Source organism: Pseudoalteromonas sp. FUC4, from assembly GCF_008370255.1.
GTDB lineage: Bacteria > Pseudomonadota > Gammaproteobacteria > Enterobacterales > Alteromonadaceae > Pseudoalteromonas.
On the sequence record NZ_SEUI01000007.1, the window covers coordinates 89,241 to 109,092 of the forward strand.

Sequence of the window (19,852 nt, forward strand, 5' to 3'; positions counted from 1 at the left end):
AAGTGGTAAAAAACAATATTAATAAATGGCTAAGTTTACTTTTTTTATCACTTTTAATCACGGGCTGTGGCGGGGGAGGCGAAGGTAGTGATTCAACTACGGCCCCTGGTAACGCTGCGCCCAGTGTTACGCTTTCGGTTAGCAGTAACGTTATTACTTCTAATCAATCGTTTACTATTACAGCGCTTGCAAGTGATAGTGACGGACAAATTGCCAGCTATCAATGGCTACAACTTAGCGGGCCTGAGTTTACGTTTACCCCTAACGGTAACACGCTTACAGCCACTGCACCTAGTGTAACAACCGATACGACCTTTAGCTTTTCGGTTACAGTTACTGACAATTCAGGTGCTACTGCACAACAAGTTTTTTCAGGCACTATCACCTCTCAAAATAATGCTCCTACAGTTAATATAACGGGCCCAAGTAGTGCACTTGCCAGCACACAAGTTACTTTAGTTGCTAATGCTCAAGATACAGATGGCACTATAAGTAATATTAATTGGATTCAGTCTGCTGGGGATAATGTTGAGTTTTCACAAACTGATGGAGTCCTTAGTTTTACCGCCCCTAACGTATCTGAAAATACAACACTAGGTTTTAGCGTAACCGTAACTGACAATGCAGGTAAAAGCGCTCAAGCGAGTAAAACGGTTTTAATTAATCAAGTAAATAGCGCGCCAACAGTCATTGTTACAGGCCCTGAAGAAGCTGAAAAAGATGACAGAGTAACCCTAGCTGCAGATGCACAAGACAGCGATGGTAGTATTAATAGCATAACTTGGCAGCAAATAAGTGGTCCTGTAGTTGAACTTACTCAAACACAAACAAGCATTAGCTTTAATGCGCCTACTGTTGCAAAAAATACCAATGTTACATTTGTGGTTACTGTAACCGATGACGATAACGCTACAAATAGCGCTCAAAAAACAGTTGTAGTATTAGCACCAAACAATCCACCAACTGCAGATGATGTAAGTATTAGCGTGCAATATAATCAAGCCACAGAATTTAGTTTAATAGTTAGCGATGCTGATAACGATACCGTTCAGATTGATTTTGGTGATGATTTAAATGGTGCACAAATTAGTGTTATTGATGCACAAGCCTTACTTTTTAGCTATACGCATCCTGCAAACAGTATCACTTCACAAAGCTATACGTTAACAGCGTCTGATTCAAAAGACACAACCGAATTTACACTGAATATTACTGTGGTTGATTCAACGCCCGCTACAATTAGTAATGTAACACCCCAAAATAATAATGACCCAGTTCTTGTAGATAGCCCTGTTAGTATTACATTTTCAGATATTATGCTAACGAGCACTTTAGCAGTTAATTCTAGTAGTGGTGCTTGTACAGGAAGTGTACAAGTGTCAGCAGATGATTTTACTACTTGCCTGGCCTTAAATATTGAAAGTTTGTCGGGTACTACTAGTGACACAAGTACTTATTTTCATACTGTAAATGTAAGCGCAAGCTTTAATGAAGATAGCCAATATATTGTTCGTGTTACAGCTGATTTAACTAATTTTGATGATACGGCCATTGAAACGCAAACAGCTACTTCTTTTACTACCTCTAGCCAAGATATAAAAATAACTGAAGTTTCTTCTGTGCAATTTAGTAACGACTTACCTTGGATTGAAATTTATAACGGCACAGGAGCTGCTGTAAACTTACAGAGTTATTCGCTTAAAACCCGCAGTATTAATATGTTCAATAGCTCGACCAGTGCGGAGACAACTTTTTCACTGCCCAGTAAAGAGCTTGAAAATGGTGAGTACCTTATTTTACAAAGTAAGTTTGGAGATGATTTTTTAGTCAATGCGTCAGTTAACAACCCTAAAATAGCGCTTGTGGGTAATACTAATGATGAAATAAGACCTTATTGGTACATAAACGGTTTTGTAGAATTACTTAATAGTGCAGGTACACAAACAATCGACTTTGTAAAATTTGGCAACTCAGTACAAGAGCCAGTAACGCCATCACAATGGCAAGGTGGTAACGCAGAGCAAATCATCTCCGAGCAAGGAGGCAGCTTAAAGCGCGAGCTTAATGCGACAGACACTAATCAAAGTACTGATTGGAGTTATTCTGTGTTTAACACACCCGCTGGGCCAAACAATATAAATTGCACAATAGATGATGATGAGGATGGTATTCCTGATTGCGCTGAGCAACAGGGTACAACATTCGCGGGTTTACCACTTTATGAGTGGGGGGCGCGTACTTCACAAAAAGATATATTTATTGAACTTGATTATATGGATAGCAGTGATGTAGGTATTACCCCACATCGCACTGCACTTGAAAAAGTAGCCTCTGTTTTTGCAGGAAAAGGCTATACAGTCCACTTTGACGTAGGTGATTTGTTTGATCAAAATACAAATACAGCACCGCAAAACTTTGATTTAGGTGGCGGAAATGTTGTCCCTTTTAATAGCTATACCCCGTTTGAATACGATTTAAGTAGCCCTAATTTATTTGCTTATAAAATGGAATATAGCGATATAACTCGCAGGCCCATTTTTCATTATTTATTAATGGCAAGTAGTGGTAACGAAGACGGTAGTATTAGTGGGTCGGGTATTGCTGAGATAAGCGGTAATGATTTAATGGTAACTATGGGAGGCTGGGGTTTAACGCTTGATACACAAGTAGCAACCAATGTAACTTATAATTATCAAGCATCAACAATATTTCATGAGTTAGGTCATAACTTAGGTTTATACCATGGCGGTGACGAAGAAGTTAATTTTAAGCCTAATCATTTAAGCTCTATGAATTATTTATATCAATTAGCAGGTTTATCAACAATAGGTAATAACGAAGGCGATCGTTACTATGAGCGTTTTTATCCAGGCAATGCTAGTTGCAATATTGCACCAAATACTAATAGTCATTTAGGCTCTACAGATGATTTTATTATTGATTATTCAAGTGGTAGTTCAGCAGATTTAAATGAAAGCACCATACTTGAAGTACAGGGGTTAAATAGAAATAGCTCACTACCTGTTGATTTTAATTGTAATGCAATTAACACCGAAAGCTTAACTAGCTTTGACACTAACCAAGATAATACAATATCAATACTGAGTGATGTAGATGAGTGGAGTGTGCTTAATTTACAGTTTTATATGCAAAGTGCAGGTAATCGATTTGGCGTGCCAAATACAAATAACAGCAAGGTGCATAATTTACAAAGCTCGCCTGCTAATATTGAAACGCTGCCCAGTTATATAAAAGAAGCGCAGCCAAGTAGTGCAATTATTGCTGAGTTAAAAGCAATTAAAGAGCAATAGTATGAAGCCAATGCTAAGCACTAAGTTTATTATCTTGAGTAGTTTTTTTAGCTTACTAATAGCGTGTAGCGATACTAACAATGCACGTGAGTGGTTACTAAAAAATGATAATTTGTATTATAAAAATACAGCTATTGACTGGCGAATTGAATCAGTAAAGGACTGTAAGACATGCGTTATAAGCCAAGATGTTGTTTATCAGCCTGAAGGTATTAGTCGTTATAATACGTTAATGCAGAGTCAGAATTGGGTCGCGGTACATGAGCTAAGTAAAATCAATGTCATTCGTTTAAAAATGCCAGACCAAACACCTTATTTATACGTAGAGCGTGAAAAAGGTCAGATACTAACGCTGTTTGATCAGCAGCAAAACTACAGTATAAAAATTGGTGAAGTTACAACCGTTAATATTAATAATCAGCGCTTTAGTATTTTGATTAAAAGCTTTGAAGAAGTAGATAAACAAAGCGATGCATTACCAAGGCGGGCATCGCTTGAGTTTATTGCTTTAAAAATAGATTAAAAAGCATCTTAGGTGCTTTTTTAATCTAGAATGTGGTGTACTTCGGATATTGAAAAGTTAGCAACCTTTTAATTAACTGCGATATTTTGGACGATAATTATCAACCCATAAGCGTGTTGCACCGCACACTGCGACTGGCATAACTATTAAGTTTATAAAAGGGATAGCAGTTAACAACATAACAGCAAAACCAAATCCGTATGACAAACCTTGCTTAGATTTTAAATCGTCTTTCATTTGCTTAAAGTCAATTTTATGGTTATCAAACGCATAGTCTTCGTATTGAACTGCGTACATCCAACAAGTAAACAATACCCATAGTATTTGACCAATAACCGGTAAAACCCACAACAATATAAAAAAACCAATTGCGCGAGGAAGGTAGTAGCATAGTTTTGTCCACTCACGGGCAAGCATGCGAGGTATATCTTTAACTAGTTCGGCAAAGCCGTCATCGTTAATTTTTTGACCTGTTAGGTAAAGCTCAACTTTTTCACTCAAGAGCGCATTGAAAGGGGCAGCAATAAAATTAGTGATAACTGTAAAGAGCATACTATAGCTAAACAAAACAACTAATACAGCAATAGGCCACATTAGCCACTCTAACCAGCTTAACCACTCGGGGAGCATGTTGTTAATGTAGCTAAAGCTATCACTTAGCCAGCCGAATAAAAAAAACAGCGAGCTACCAAATAGCAAAATATTAATTAATAGCGGAATAAGGACAAAACGCTTTAACCCTTTTTGGCTAATTAATTTAAACCCCGAAAAAAAGTATTCCATACCTTGTGTGATCTGCACTGTAACCTCAAAAAATATTTACCATTACTTATAGTATAAATAGCTTAATAATTTTGAACAGTACTTTTAAGTAACAAAGTGTTAGCTTTAATATTGTAGTTTTGTTTATATAGTAACAATAGGTGTTCAGTAATACGCAATTATGGATATTTAAGACAAGCCCTATTATTTTTACCAATAAAATAAAAAACTTACTAATCATGACTATAATGAACTTTACTGCGTAAGAAAAAAGCGCTTACTTAAAGCTTTTGTTGTTTCAATGTGTATAAATAATACGGGTAAAGGAAAATGGGTACGGATAGGTTAAAAAAGTTATTATCTCACCAGCAAGGCATTTTATCCAAAATTGCATTAGGGGTACCTTTAAGTGAGGTGCTTACTGAAATTTGTTTATCAATCGAGCAAATTATTGATGATGAATCTGCTAGGTGTTCCATCTTAACAGCTAAAGGCCAGCAGCTTTTTCATTGCGCAGCCCCCAATATTCACCCAGAGTACTGTAGTTTACTGAATGGAGTCTTTATAGGCCCAAAAGTGGGCTCATGTGGTACTGCAGCATTTTCGAAATCGCGCACAATTGTAGAAAATATCGAAACTTCACCGCTGTGGGAGGACTTTAAAGATTTAGCGCTAAAGTTTGATCTTAAGTCATGTTGGTCAACGCCTATTTTTTCAACTCAAGCCGATTTATTAGGTACCTTTGCTATCTATCATGGCACTCCTAAATCACCATCAAAGCAAGATTTAGAGTTAATTGATTTTTTTGTACACTTTTCTAGTATCGCTCTTGAAAAAAGTAACGGGTTTGATAAAGCAAAACAGCTTGTAGTGAATTTACAGCAAAGTAACGAAAAGTTTAAAGCCTTCACTAAGGTGATGCCCGATCTGATCCTTATTTTAAGTGAAGAAGGAATTTATACTGATGTGTATGGTACCTCTAATGAGTTACTGCTTGATTCAAGCAAGGACCTTATTGGTGAAAATGTTAAAGACCTACTTCCTCCAAAAGATGCACAAATGATAATGGACGTCATTAAAAAAACACTCACGACCAACGAGACGCAAATTTTTGAATATGAATTAGATGTACCTAAAGGGAGTATAGTTTTTGAAGGCCGGGCAGCAGCATTAGATCATTATCATCCCAATAGTCCTACAAAAAGGCACGTAGTATGGATGGCCAGAGATATTTCAATAAAGAAAAAGGCCGAACAAGAAGTACATAAGCTCGCCTTTTACGACCCATTAACTAATCTTCCAAATAGAAGAATGCTTAGCGACAAATTAAGCACGTGTGTAGAGAGTATTAAACGTAATAAAAATATAGGGGCGTTATTATTTTTAGACCTAGATAATTTTAAGCGTATTAATGACTCACTTGGGCACAGTGCGGGTGATGAAGTACTTGTGGAATTATCAAAAAGGTTAAGCGCAATAATAAAAAGCTCAGATACATTGGCTAGAGCGGGTGGTGATGAATTTATTATTTTACTTAAACACATAGGGCAAGATACAAAGCAAGCAACCAGAGAGTGCAAAGCCCTTGCCAAAGAGATTCAAAGAGCTTTTCATGATAAATTTGAAGTCGGCAACCTTGCATTTCAAGTAAGTTGTAGCATAGGTATCTGCCTAATTGATAGCATAAACGCACAGGCAGGCAATATATTAAAATTTGCAGACACGGCTATGTATCGTTCTAAAAATAAAGGGGGTAATAGCAGTAGTTTTTACGATCCGGCCTTGCAAACACTACTTGAAAAGCAAGCCGAGCTAGAAACCGATATAGTCAGGGCGATTGCATCTGATGAATTTTGTGCTTACTTTCAGCCACAGGTAAATATGCATGGTGATGTTATTGGTGCTGAAGCACTCATTAGATGGAACCATCCTCAAAAGGGCTTAATAGCAGCAAACGAATTTATACCTATTGCAGAGCAATATGGGCTTATACAAAAGCTACAAAATATTGTTTTACATGATATATGTATTTTAATTAACGAACTTAAAGCAGATAACATAATTGACGACTCGTTTAGTGTTTCAATTAATATTAGTCAAAGCCAATTTAACTCATCAAATTTAAAAGGCGAGCTGTTTAGCACTATCAATAAATTTGATATTAGAGCACAGCAAATTAAGTTAGAAATAACCGAGTCAATGCTCTCAAGCGATGTAGATTATACAATTATGCAAATGAAAGAACTCATTGCTGCTGGCTTTATATTTTCGATTGATGATTTTGGAACCGGGTACTCCTGCTTAGCTTACTTAAGTACGTTTCCTGTTAAAGAATTAAAAATAGATAAAAGCTTTATTGATAAAATTTTAGATAACACAGTTGGCTTTAATATTGCGCAAACAATTATCAGCTTAGGAAAAAGCCTAAACTTAGAGGTAGTTGCAGAGGGCGTAGAAACAATAGAACAATATGACTTACTTAAAAAAATGAATATTGACACCATGCAAGGATACTTAATTGCAAAGCCGATGGATAAAGAATGCTATTCAAAATGGCATAGCGCTAATACCAATGTGCGATAATACTTGAAGTTTACTATCTATTAGTTAGTGATAATCTAGCAAAATTTACGCATGTGCTAAGCCATTTTTGCTCTTTTAGCTGGTGAAATGTCATGGCCTATATGCTAAATAAGGAGTAAAGATTTTTTAGTTAAACAGTGCTAAGCTATGTCCGCTTAAATATATTATTTAAAGCTTAATAAACTTATAACAATGAATGGAAGCTTTATGCAGTTAGTCGATTTGAAACCGAATGATCCCGACGTGGTAAATGTATTTGATGATATAGACCGACTTATAAACTCTTTATACCCTGTGGCTACCGCACAGTCTCTGGAGTTAAACGAATTAACCTTACCTAATGTGTACGCTATTGGTTTAAAAACTGAAGAAGGTATTATTGCCTGCGGTGCGATAGTAGAGAAATTTGATACTCAGCCTTATGGCGAAATAAGACGTTTATATGTAAAACCAAGTCATCGTGGTAAAGGGCTATCAAGACGTATTATGCAGATTTTATTGCATCAAGCTGGCGAAAAACAAATTCCGTTAATACGCTTAGAAACAGGCCCAAAACAAATACAATCAATCAATTTATATGAAAATTTAGGCTTTAAACGCTGTAGCAGTTTTGGATCATATGTAGATAATCCACAAAGTGTTTTTATGGAATTAGGGCTTAGTAAATAAGTTCATTAACGCTGCGACATGTTAAAGCTTAATATGTCGTAAATACCTGCCTTCATTATTATCTTGTAATAAAAGTCATACTCAAACTAGTAACTATAAAAGCAGCTTTTATAGTGATGCAAAAATACTTCACTGTTTTTAACACCTGTCTTCGTATAAAATCTGCCTCGATAATTAGTGACTAACTTACAAAGCGAGAATTTTTATCTTTTCTAAAAGTAGCAATAAACAAATGAGCGAAATAACAGTAGTAACCCACAATGGTAATTTTCATGCAGATGACGTTTTTAGTATTGCGGTACTTAAACATGTTTTGCCAACGTTTAAATTGGTACGCACACGCGATAAAGCGCTTATAGAAAGTGCCGACTACGTAATAGATGTAGGTGGGGAATACGACCCAGAAACGAATCGCTTTGATCATCATCAACGTGGTGGTGCAGGCGAGCGAGAAAATGGCATTCCTTTTTCATCATTTGGATTAGTGTGGAAGAAATACGGCTTAGCGCTGTGTGATGATAACCAAGCCGTTGCTGATAGAGTGGATTCAGGCTTAGTCTCAACTATTGACGCCATTGATTGTGGTCATGTTGAGGGTGTATCAAAAGGGATAAGCTTGAGCCAAACAATTTCAATGTTTAACCCTACATGGGAAGAAGAAAGTAACTTTGATACCTGCTTTGATGAAGCTGTTGAATTTGCAGCGCGTATGCTAACGCGTTTTATCGCTTCAGCTCACGGTAGTGTTAATGCAAAAGAGATTGTTGCTAAAGCAATTGAAAATGCAGAAGATGCCCGAGTAATTGTGCTTGAAAAATACACACCGTGGAAAAAAACAGTGCATATTTTATCAAGTGAGGCGCTATACATGGTTTACCCATCGCATTCTGGGCAATGGATATTACAAACAGTACCCGTTGAGCCTGGCTCGTTTGAAGATAGAAAATCGCTGCCTAAAGCGTGGTCTGGTTTATCTGATCAAGCATTTGTAGATGAAACCGGTATTGATGACGCAGTGTTTTGCCATAATGGGTTATTTATAGCGGGCACTAAGTCGTTTGAAAGCACAATGAAACTTGCCACAATGGCGCTTAGCGAATAACAACGCACTAAGCATAACAATTTATATAGATTGTTATGCTTGTTATTTTAGCGCGGAGCATTATGTTTGAATTAAAAACAATCGCACTTTTTACTATTACAGCCTTAGCAGAAATAGTGGGTTGCTATTTGCCCTACCTTTGGCTTGAGCAAGATAAGAGCATTTTACTTTTAATTCCTGCGGCTTTAAGTTTGGCACTATTTGCATGGTTGCTCTCTTTACATCCTACTGCAGCCGGGCGGGTAAATGCAGCTTATGGCGGCGTATATATTTGCGTTGCGCTATTATGGTTATGGGTTGTTGATGGCGTAAAGCTTACTATGTGGGATATTATTGGTGGTTTAGTTGCACTGCTAGGTATGGCTATAATTATGTTCGCACCAAAAAGTGCATAGCTGGCTTATACTCAATTAATCGAATTCGCCTATCACTACTGCAATTTTCCACTTCCAATACCACAGGCAATACTTAACTACATATGCGCCAAGTAATAATTCAAGCTGGTGGATGTTATCCATCGCGTTTTTGACGTGCAGTTTTTATTCATGTTGCAGAATATATTGGTATTACTTGGTCACAACACGTTGGCTAGATAGCAGTAATTTGAGGCGTTGAGAATGCCTTACTCTAATCCATCAAAAGTAAATTCTATAAGCAAAGTAACTCAAGATGAATTTTATTGAATGAGGTAACTCATTTTTACTAATAAAATTTATAATGAGTCATTTAAAAACAGCCATTTTTATAACTTTTCTTATTTTTAATAATCATCAAAGTCCTATTCTATATGCGCTAGCGAGCAATACGTGATTGGTCGTTTTATCAACATTAAAAATCACTCGTTACGAGTAAAAATACTTGTTGGACTTGAATCTCTATTTTTCTTTTAATGCGCGGCACTAGCCGAGTCGGCATTAATTAAATAAAAGAGAAAGATAAATGAAAGAAACAACATCACTAGAACAAGCTCGTACGAGCTACAATGTTCGTCATTGGAGCCAAGGTTTTTTTGGTATTAATGATCAAGGTGATGTGTATGTTGCGCCCAAGGCTCATGCCCCAGAGCAAACCATTGCACTAACAGATATCGCAAAGCAACTACAAGATAAAGGTTTAAGCTTACCTGCTTTAGTTCGTTTCCCGCAAATCTTACACCATCGTGTACACAGCTTATGCGGCGCATTTAATACTGCGATTGAAAACTATGGTTACCCTAAAGACTACCTATTAGTTTACCCGATAAAAGTAAACCAACAACGTGAAGTGGTTGAAGAAATAGTAGCAAGCCAAGCACAAGTAGAAAAAAAGCAACTTGGTTTAGAAGCCGGCAGCAAGCCTGAATTACTAACGGTACTAGCACTGGCTGAAAAAACCAGCGCCGTTATTGTATGTAACGGCTACAAAGATAAAGAGTACGTACGTTTAGCACTTATTGGTGAAAAGCTAGGTCATAAAGTGTATATCGTACTTGAAAAGCTTTCTGAGCTAGACATGGTCCTTAGCCAAGCAAAAGAGCTTAACGTAAAACCACGCATTGGTATTCGTGTGCGTTTAGCGTCGCAAGGTAAAGGTAAGTGGCAAGCGAGTGGCGGCGAAAAATCAAAATTTGGTTTATCTGCATCGCAAGTTTTACATGTAGTTAATCGTTTAAAAGGCGCAAACCAGCTTGATTTATTGCAGCTAGTACATTTTCACTTAGGGTCACAAATGGCGAACATTCGTGACGTACGTTTAGGTGTAAGCGAAGCTGCGCGTTTTTATTGTGAGCTACGTAAACTAGGCGCAGAAATTGATTGCCTTGATGTAGGTGGCGGTTTGGCTGTTGATTACGACGGCACACGTAGCCAATCGCATAACTCTATGAATTACAGCTTAGCTGAATATGCAAATAACATTGTGTACACCATTGGTGATACATGTAAGCAATATGAGCAACCAATGCCGACTATTATTTCTGAGTCGGGTCGTGCGCTTACGGCGCATCATGCAGTGCTTATTTCTAATGTTATTGGTACTGAAAGTTACACGCCAGAAGAATTAGTAGCGCCAGCGGCAGATGCACCTCTGTTATTAAAAAACATGTGGGCATCGTTTGTACAGTTAACTGATTTAACGGATGACCGTGCTTTAATTGAGATTTATCACGACAGCCAAGGTGACTTAGCTGAAGCGCATAACCAATTTGCACTCGGGTTACTTGATTTATCACAACGTGCATGGGCTGAACAAATTAATATCCGTATTTGTTACGAACTTAACAAACACATGGATAATAAAAACCGTTTTCATCGTCCTATTATTGACGAGTTAAACGTTCGTTTAGCCGATAAGTTTTTTGTAAATTTCTCTTTATTTCAATCGCTTCCAGATGCATGGGGCATTGATCAAGTGTTTCCGGTATTGCCATTAAGTGGCTTGACTGAAGCGCCAAAAAAACGTGCCGTATTACTTGATATAACCTGTGATTCAGATGGCGCACTTGAGCATTATGTAGATGGACAAGGTATTGAAAGCACATTACCTGTACCAGAATTTAGTGCCGATAAACCTTATTTAATGGGCTTTTTCTTGGTGGGTGCTTATCAAGAAATTTTAGGTGATATGCATAACTTGTTTGGCGATACGCACAGCGCAATTGTTAATATGGATGAGCAAGGCGTTGCAAGTATTACCGAGATAAACCAAGGTGACACTGTGGCCGATATGATGCGCTACGTACATTTAGATGTTGAAAGTTTTCAGCAATCATACGAGCAGTTAGTAAGCACTAAAATTGAAAAACACGAACAGCAAAGCGTTTTAGACGAGTTGCAAAGCGGTCTTGATGGCTACACTTATTTAGAAGAGTTATAAGCAATGTCGACTTTGTTTGGTCACGCAGATCACTCATTGTACTCAAATGGGATGACGTTTTTACGTCGTCCTATGGTGCAAAACATTAATGCAATTGATGCAGACGTAGTGGTTTTAGGCTTACCGTTTGATTTAGCGACATCGGGCCGCCCTGGTGCGCGCTTAGGCCCTGATGCGATTCGTCGTGCGTCGGTTCATTTAGCATGGGAAGACACTAAGTACCCGTGGACGTTCCCGTTGTTTGAGCGCTTAAAAGTGGCAGACGCAGGGGACTTTACTTACCCTGTTGGCGATCCTGAGTATTTTACTGCGCAACTAGAAATGGCTGCTGAGCAAATACTTCGCCAAGGTAAAACGCTATTAGGCTTAGGAGGCGATCACTTTGTGACGCTTCCGCTATTACGCGCTCATGCAAAAACACATGGCAAAATGGCGTTAGTGCACTTTGATGCGCACACCGATACCTATAGCAATGGCTCGCGTTTTGATCACGGCACTATGTTTTATCATGCACCAATGGAAGGGTTAATTGATGTTGAGCACAGTATACAAATAGGTATTCGTACCGACTTTGATCAAAGCAAACATGAGTTTGCTGTGATTGATGCAATGCAAGCCAACGATTTACATGCAAATGATATTGCAGCGCAAATACTTGAACGAGTAGGTGACCTACCTGTTTACTTAACGTTTGATATAGATTGTTTAGACCCTGCGTTTGCGCCTGGTACAGGCACTCCTGTGTGCGGTGGTTTAACGTCAGATAAAGTACTTAAAGTACTGCGTGCGCTAAAAGGTATAAACATGGTAGGTATGGATGTGGTAGAAGTATCACCTTCGTATGACCAAAGCGAGCTTACCGCAATTGCCGCAGCAACCATTGCGAGCGAATTATTGCATTTGTGGACGCATAAAAATAAGTACTAACTTTACAAATTAAATACTACAAAAAGGGTATGCGCTTGCATACCCTTTTTTAGTTAGAGGTATCGATTATTCAACTGCTTAATTTCTTTTAACCATATAGCGCTCAGCCCAATAAGAGGCAGGTTAGTAGTTACAGGGTTAAATGCTTCAATAAGTAATTGTGGCTGCATTACAACTACAGCGAGTAGAAGGCCAATTAACGCTAAAATATTTAAAATTACTAAGTATTTATTTTTATAAAATACAAATAAACACAATCCAAATATAATTTCGCCAACACCCGCTGAACGTGTAATTAAATCAGACACTTCTGCTGAAAAACCAGCACTGCCAGTCATTAATTTTTCAAGCGGTGCAATATGATAAAGCTTTGGAAAAAAGCCATGATATATCCAACTTAAACTTACTATGTAGCGAGCAAGTTGAATATAACCGCGATTATTTCCTAGCATTGTCAATACGCTCTTGTGCACTTGGGTGGCTAGATAAGTACTCTAAAAAGTCATTTACTTTTTCGAGGTGCTCGTTTTCGCTGGTATGGCTTTCTTGTAGGGCTTCTATTGCATCAGCAAAGTCATTACTCGAATACCCAAGCGACTCTAATTGAGTGAGTGCAAAGGTATCTGCCTCGCGTTCCATATCTCGTGAAAACCCTTGCTGAGCAAACGATGCACCTGTACCTAACGCAACCTCTGCAACCCCTTCTAAATCACCAAATACAACCGCTAAAACAATCGTACTTGCGGCTGATTGTGCTGTAATACGTACGCTATGCTGGTGGACTACATGGCCCATTTCGTGTAGCAATACCGCTTTTAGTGCATTGGGTTTATCGGCAAGTAAATTTGCTAAATCATCTGTGACCACAATACGACCATGAGGTAGTGCAAACGCATTAGCACCAAAGCTGTCTGATTTATAAAACGATAATCTATAAACCGATTGATCAAGCGATAACGCATTAAGCATACTTGTAAAATGTGCTTGTACTTTAGTTTGCTGCTCTGCGGGCAGCTCAGTTGGGTCAAGCGCAATCTTTTTAATTAGTGTAAAACTTTGCTCACCCATTTGTTCTACAACATTACGTGGCAGGGTATCAACACTGTAAACAGCAATGGTGGGTACGGCTTTATAAAGTACTAACCACATAAAAAGTGGTGTAAATATGACTGCGGCTAAAATTGCCCATTTACTTTTTTCAAGGCGTTCCATTACGTGATGGTTATTTGCTTTAAATGGCCATCTGTAATTTACATCAAGAGGGATAAAACGACTGCCATCTTCAAAGTTTAGTTCGTCGGCAAGTCCTGCCATCCCCGAACTTAAATTAAGACTTGAGATTGCGTGGCGAGCTATAACGTGTTCATCGTTAATAACGTCAATGTGTGTGTCGCTAATAGTTGCAACACACACTTGATAGTTACTCGATGCGATGGGAAAAAAATGTCCCTTTACATGCATGGTGAGCTCTTAAGTTAAAGAAAGGTCAATATCAAATACGTTTGCAGCTTCTTCAGCAAATGATGATTGCTGTTCTTGCGCGGTATCGATTAGGTTTAATGCGCCAGGGTAAATAGTAACGTTAGTTACATCAGCGAGCATTTTTGATGTACGTACTTTTGTCCATGGGTATGCAAGGCCTAAAGAAAATACAATAGCTAACATATTAGTTAATAGTAAAACAGCGAAAGGAACTGGTTTTAGCTCAGATTTAAATGTAGCAACGCCTTCAAAATGGCTGTTATCAAAAATATGATTTCTAATAGCGGCGTGCCATACAGCAGAAACAATGGCAATCATCAGCACATAGGCAATCATCATAAGTATAGGTAGCATAACCATTGCAGGGGAGCTTTCTAAATTTTGTTGATTTTCAACATCTAATAAATTGAGACCAAATAACCCTAAAATCCCCATAAATACCACCATGGTGATAGAGCTCACTACAAAGCAAATAAGCGCTGTTAAGTAATAGGTTTCGCCTTTTAGATTTACAGTAAGCTGTTTGTCACCGTAACTAATATTGCTATGTATATAGCTATCAATACGCTTTATAACGTAAGGCATTAATAAATAAAGTGTAAATATGCTTGCAATAGGCAAAAGTATAAAGTTAATAAAGGCTTCGCCGTAATTGCCTTTAAAAGCAAAACGAACATTACGATGGCGCGTCATACGCAGATTAAAACGTAAACCTTGATTAATAATCCATGGCATTAAAAAGATAAAACCAAGAGCAATAAACAGGCCTAAAATAGGCATAAAGCTAATAGAGAATGTGTAAATAAAAAATACAACAACCGCTAAAATCCGACCTTTTAAAATTTGTATTGGTGTTGCTAGGTAGTCAAAGCTATGACCATCTATACGGGTGTGGCCGTAAAAATAGCGATGCGTACGTACTTTAGCCCACGCTGAATATATGCCAAGTGTAATAACGCTAAGTAATATATTTACAATCCAAATTCCAAAAAACTCACCGCCTTTACCACTAAATTGCATTTTTCCGCTAAAAATTGGTTCAGCAGGTTCATTTATTGGTGGGGTTGTTTCAGAGGGGGGAGGGTGTATTGATTCCATTAAAATTATATCCATGTTGTTTTTTTGTTAATTTACCCATTTTTAGTGCAAAATTCAATGTTTATAATTATCTCACTCTTCTGTAAACAGCTATAAATAGGCGTTTTAAGTACTGAGTTAAATACTCCAATACTTTTTTATAAATAAACCTCGCTGGTTTTATTTATTTGGCTGGTAACTGGGATCTTTAGCTTTTTAATATGCGATTTAGCTACTATACATAGTTAGTGCTGCTTAAATGTAATGGCATTAATTATGTATTAAGCACACCTACGTACAATTAAGCTAATTGATTTATATGCCAAAAAGATAGATTGTAAGAGTAGTGCGGATGTAAATTTATTTAGGTTTTACAGCTTTTATCACCGCTTTAAATAACATTAGGATATTTATTATGTTCCAAGCAGTCGTGTTAGGGGGATTAGAGTTTAGCCCGCTGATTGTTTACTTTCCAATTGCATTTATTTTAACGGCGTTGACTCGTTTTGCTTTGCATCGACTAGATTGGCATGACCGTATTTGGAAAGTGGCTTGGTTTGAGGTGTCACTATTTGTTTGTTACTTGGCACTCGCCGTCTATTTATACCAATCTGTTTAATTAATTGAGCTATTTTGAGGTAAGAAAACTGTGTCAATAACAAGGCAAAAATTTCGTTATTTAGTTGTTCTATATCAGAAATTTTTAACACAGTTAGCGTCAGGTTTAAGCCCTCAAATTACTCAAGTATTATTGCGGGTTGGTACTACTAAGTGGAAGATGAATTGAATGATTAAATATCTGCGTATTACTTTTACTATCTTGGTTGTTATAGCCGCGGTTTTTGCTGGGCGTTGGGTATGGACTGACTACATGCATACACCTTGGACGCGTGATGGGCGTATTCGAGCCGATATTGTCACGGTTGCTCCAGACGTGTCGGGTTGGGTAACTGCTTTAAATATTAAAGATGGTCAAAACGTACAAAAAGGCGAAGTACTTTTTAATGTTGATAAAAAGCGTTATCAAGCAGCGCTTGATAAAAGTAAAGCAAACACAGAAAACGCATTGTATACATGGGAACTTGCCAAGCACAAATACGAAAGACGTGTTGAGCTAAACACTCAACAGGCAATTAGTAAAGAAACCCTAGAATCAACTCGCATTAATACTAAAATTGCTGAAGCAAATTATAACTTAGCTAAGACAGAGCAAACAATTGCGCAGTTAAATGTTGATAGAACTAAAATTGTTGCGCCTGCATCAGGGCAAATAATTAATCTGAATCTACGCCAAGGTAACTATGTAGCTCAAGGCACACCTGTGTTTGCTATTGTGCAGTCAGATTCATTTTACGTAACAGGTTACTTTGAAGAGAGTAAAATACCGCTTATTTATCCTGAGCAAAAAGCTAAAATAGCCCTTTTAAGTGGTGGTAAGCAATTAACAGGGCATGTAGTAAGTGTAGGCAAAGCCATTGCAAATACGAATACACAAAGTAACGGGCAGCTTTTACCACAAGTACAACAAACATTTAATTGGGTGCGTTTATCACAGCGTATACCTGTTGATATTAAGTTAGATTCATTGCCCGAAAATACACAGCTTAGCGCAGGAATGACCGCCACAATACATCTCGCTACACGTTAAGGGGAATAGAGTGGGCGTTGTATTACAAAATTTGTTTTTTCCAAAAAAACAGGCAATTATTTTTGCGACTAAGGGCGTTATAGCTATGGTAATGGCACTTACTATAGCTATGTGGCTAAATCTTGAAAGACCTTATTGGGCGTTAGTCTCGGCTATATTTTTGCAATTACGCCCGCAAAGCGGATTAGTTATTGAAAAAGCAATTTGCCAAATAATAGGCACCATAGTGGGTGGTTTATTTGGCATATTGCTTTTAACTCAGTTAATTCTCTATCCTTATTTAGCGCTCGGTGCACTTGCATTATGGTTGGGAGTAAACTCTGCGTTATCGGCAATGGTACGCCAAGCAAACTTTGTTTATGCGTTTGCTATGGCCGGTGTAACAGCCGCTATTATTGTACTTTTAGTCATGGTTACTCCGGCAATGGTGAGCAGCCAAAGTATATTTGATATTGCACAAGCGCGAGTAAGCGAAATAATAATAGGCTCTGTATGTGCTGGGCTTGTGAGCCATCTATTTTGGCCTGTAAAGGTCAAACATTTACTGCAAACACAAGCGCGGTCGGTTATAAACCAAACGTTGCATTATTTAGTAACTGAGCTTGATTCTAAAGGCTCTCACGAAAACCGTCATCAGCAAATAGATGGCATTATGGCAACATTGGGATCAATAAACGAAGATTCCAGCGCAGTAAGGTACGAAGGACCAAAAGGTCCAGGGCGCTCGCGTGCTGCAAATCAGTTGTCGCAAAAAGTACTTTCTTTATTGGCCTTAATTCAAATAATTGGCCGTCTACAGCGAAACCACGAAGACCTTATAACACCTACTTTAGATAAATTAATAAGTAAACTTAAACATGTATTTTCGCAAATTAAAGAATCTGACGATTTTGATTACTGCGCCGAACAAGTTAAAACGCTGCGTAAAGAGCTAACCGACTATAGAGCAAATACGGTGTGTGATTCCCCATTTGAATCTCACATGCTCAATGTGAGCTTAGAAGTGGCAGCCGACTTAACAATTTTACTACGCGCATACAGAGCGTTAGAAGAGCGTGATAAAACATTATTAAATGCGCCGAGTATGCTTACATATCGCGACCCATTAGCTGGCATTATTGTTGGATTTAGAACTGCTTTGGTGTTTTCTATCGGTGCATTTATTTGGATTAATACAGGCTCTTCTGCTGCATTATTAATTATGATCTTACCGGTCATATTTTCGATAATGCTGGCGCGAATACCGTTAGCTATTTTGCAGGTTGTAATAAAGCGCTTATTGGCAGGTATAATTGTTGCTACTTTTGTAACTATTTTTTACGCACTCAATTTATTATCACAAAGTGGTGGGCAATTAGAAATATTGCTACTTGTGTTAGCAGGGCCTTATTTTCTGGGTTTACTACTGCTAGCTGATCAGCAAACATTGCCATATGGCTTGGGGTTTTGTATCCCATTTACGATTTTGGTAAGACCCAGTACAGATATGAGTCTTGCATTTTCAATCGATTACACACTTAGCTCTGCAATGGCAATCTTTGCGGGGGTAAGTATTTTATTTTGGATTTTTCAGTTATTTACAGGACCAAGTGTTCAATTACTTGTTCATCGTGTTTTTAAGGCTACCTATAAAGATTTACTCGAAATAAATACTCATCAAACTCCGAGTATTTGGTATAACCGGCGCATGGCCGATAGGTTAATACGCTTAACTAATTACGATCAAGGTTCACACTCACGCGTTGTTACTGATCTTGCACTAACCGCTCTAAATTTAGGGCATGCGTCGGTTCGATTAAACTCAATTTGTGAAAATTTGGCTGGTAATACAAAGTTAAAGTATTTAAATGAGTGGCAACGCACGTTGGCTGATGCATTTATGTTGGCAACCAAGGGCAAGTTTAATAATAAGTTTAAGCAAGCGTCAGACAATCTTTATGAGGAATTGGCTCAGACGGTTGACGATTCAAATCAATTAGAAGCGATAAAAGGCATGTTTATTCGCATTGATCTGACCTTTGAAAGAAGTGCGAGTAAGATAAATTAGGCCCATTCGCTGCTTTTCGAGTTCAGATGTTATAGCTAAATCTGTTATACTTGATGGATAATTTTATGGGGCTGTTATGATTTCAAAAAACCAACTCAAACTTATTCGCCAACTTGGCCAAAAAAAGTACCGAAAGCAATATAATCAATACCTTGTACAGGGTGAAAAAAACGTACTTGAGTTATTAAACAGCCCATTAAATGTGGTTAATATTTTTGCTACAAGCGAGTTTATAAATGCGTACCAAGGTAAATATCCGCAAGCTAATTTTATTGAAGCAGATGAAGAGACCCTCACCAAAGCCAGCACGCTAGTTAGCAATAATGCAGCCATTGCTATTGTTGATATGCCAAAGGCAGAGCTACCACAAGCAAGTGGCTTAATACTCGTACTTGATGGCATATCAGACCCTGGTAATTTAGGCACAATAATAAGAGTGGCAGACTGGTACGGCATTAAACATATAGTAACTAGCACCGACAGCGCAGACGCTTACAACCCAAAAACAATTAGCGCCACGATGGGCTCATTTGTAAGGGTATCGGTAAGCCAAGTAGATTTACCTGATTACCTACAGTCTTTAAATTTACCTGTTTACGGTGCTTTTTTAGATGGGCAAAGCGTGCATAAAACCCAATTTACGGGCTCAGGGGTTTTACTAATGGGCAGTGAGTCGCATGGAATACGCGAGACATGTGCAAAGTTAGTAACTAATAAAATCACCATCCCCGCTTTTGGTGGAGCAGAATCGCTTAATGTTGCAATGGCGACCGGTATTATTTTAGATAATTTTAAACGACAAGCTTAACAATTTAACTGTTAATGAGTTAAATTGTTTGTAATCAATAACAATAATAATCGGTAATAA

At 37.9% G+C, this 19,852-nt stretch carries 16 protein-coding genes; 12 read left to right on the forward strand and 4 right to left on the reverse strand.

Annotated elements, in window-relative coordinates:
* Window positions 1–2 precede the first annotated feature (2 nt).
* Both EU510_RS17830 and EU510_RS17835 read left to right on the forward strand, forming a co-directional pair.
* Window positions 3–3,311, forward strand: coding sequence for a PKD domain-containing protein (locus EU510_RS17830; RefSeq protein ID WP_149594575.1), 3,309 nt, complete (start codon window positions 3–5; stop codon window positions 3,309–3,311).
* Between the two features lies 1 nt (window position 3,312).
* Window positions 3,313–3,834: a hypothetical protein gene (locus EU510_RS17835; RefSeq protein ID WP_149594576.1), complete on the forward strand. Its 522-nt coding sequence runs from the start codon at window positions 3,313–3,315 to the stop codon at window positions 3,832–3,834.
* A 72-nt stretch (window positions 3,835–3,906) separates the two neighbouring features.
* Here the strand turns inward: EU510_RS17835 and cysZ are convergent, their stop codons facing one another.
* Window positions 3,907–4,617, reverse strand: coding sequence for a sulfate transporter CysZ (gene cysZ, locus EU510_RS17840; protein WP_188085441.1), 711 nt, complete (start codon window positions 4,615–4,617; stop codon window positions 3,907–3,909).
* Between the two features lie 309 nt (window positions 4,618–4,926).
* Here cysZ and EU510_RS17845 point away from each other — a divergent pair, with 309 nt between their 5' ends.
* From EU510_RS17845 to speB, 6 genes are all read left to right on the forward strand, one after another.
* Entirely contained in the window at window positions 4,927–7,179 is a 2,253-nt protein-coding gene (locus EU510_RS17845; RefSeq protein WP_149594577.1) for an EAL domain-containing protein, read from the forward strand.
* Between the two features lie 207 nt (window positions 7,180–7,386).
* Entirely contained in the window at window positions 7,387–7,848 is a 462-nt protein-coding gene (locus EU510_RS17850; RefSeq protein WP_149594578.1) for a GNAT family N-acetyltransferase, read from the forward strand.
* Window positions 7,849–8,080: 232 nt separating this feature from the next.
* The gene (locus EU510_RS17855) at window positions 8,081–8,950 is read left to right on the forward strand and encodes an MYG1 family protein (RefSeq protein WP_149594579.1); all 870 of its coding nucleotides are present in this window, start codon (window positions 8,081–8,083) and stop codon (window positions 8,948–8,950) included.
* Between the two features lie 62 nt (window positions 8,951–9,012).
* On the forward strand, window positions 9,013–9,345 hold the full coding sequence (locus tag EU510_RS17860; RefSeq protein WP_149594580.1) for a YnfA family protein: 333 nt from the start codon (window positions 9,013–9,015) through the stop codon (window positions 9,343–9,345).
* A gap of 544 nt (window positions 9,346–9,889) precedes the next feature.
* Entirely contained in the window at window positions 9,890–11,803 is a 1,914-nt protein-coding gene (speA, locus tag EU510_RS17865; protein WP_002958572.1) for a biosynthetic arginine decarboxylase, read from the forward strand.
* A 3-nt stretch (window positions 11,804–11,806) separates the two neighbouring features.
* Window positions 11,807–12,730, forward strand: a complete 924-nt coding sequence (speB, locus tag EU510_RS17870; protein WP_149594581.1) for an agmatinase — start codon at window positions 11,807–11,809, stop codon at window positions 12,728–12,730.
* Window positions 12,731–12,783: 53 nt separating this feature from the next.
* On the opposite strand, the gene EU510_RS17875 is transcribed toward speB, so the two are convergent.
* The 3 genes from EU510_RS17875 to EU510_RS17885 are packed head-to-tail and all read right to left on the reverse strand — an operon-like array spanning window position 12,784 to window position 15,310.
* On the reverse strand, window positions 12,784–13,182 hold the full coding sequence (locus EU510_RS17875; RefSeq protein WP_149594582.1) for a DoxX-like family protein: 399 nt from the start codon (window positions 13,180–13,182) through the stop codon (window positions 12,784–12,786).
* Window positions 13,169–14,191: a M48 family metallopeptidase gene (locus EU510_RS17880; protein ID WP_149594583.1), complete on the reverse strand. Its 1,023-nt coding sequence runs from the start codon at window positions 14,189–14,191 to the stop codon at window positions 13,169–13,171. Before EU510_RS17880 ends, EU510_RS17875 begins: the two co-directional genes overlap by 14 nt.
* Before the next feature lie 9 nt (window positions 14,192–14,200).
* On the reverse strand, window positions 14,201–15,310 hold the full coding sequence (locus EU510_RS17885; RefSeq protein ID WP_149594584.1) for a YjgN family protein: 1,110 nt from the start codon (window positions 15,308–15,310) through the stop codon (window positions 14,201–14,203).
* A gap of 394 nt (window positions 15,311–15,704) precedes the next feature.
* Here EU510_RS17885 and EU510_RS17890 point away from each other — a divergent pair, with 394 nt between their 5' ends.
* The 4 genes from EU510_RS17890 (at window position 15,705) to EU510_RS17905 (ending at window position 19,792) form a co-directional block, all read left to right on the forward strand.
* Entirely contained in the window at window positions 15,705–15,908 is a 204-nt protein-coding gene (locus EU510_RS17890) for a DUF1656 domain-containing protein (RefSeq protein ID WP_024605434.1), read from the forward strand.
* 168 nt (window positions 15,909–16,076) lie between these two features.
* Window positions 16,077–16,937: an HlyD family secretion protein gene (locus EU510_RS17895; RefSeq protein ID WP_149594585.1), complete on the forward strand. Its 861-nt coding sequence runs from the start codon at window positions 16,077–16,079 to the stop codon at window positions 16,935–16,937.
* A gap of 10 nt (window positions 16,938–16,947) precedes the next feature.
* Window positions 16,948–18,984, forward strand: a complete 2,037-nt coding sequence (locus EU510_RS17900; protein WP_149594586.1) for an FUSC family protein — start codon at window positions 16,948–16,950, stop codon at window positions 18,982–18,984.
* A 76-nt stretch (window positions 18,985–19,060) separates the two neighbouring features.
* A complete protein-coding gene (locus tag EU510_RS17905) occupies window positions 19,061–19,792 on the forward strand; it encodes an RNA methyltransferase (RefSeq protein ID WP_149594587.1) in 732 nt (243 codons plus the stop codon).
* Window positions 19,793–19,852: the final 60 nt, after the last annotated feature.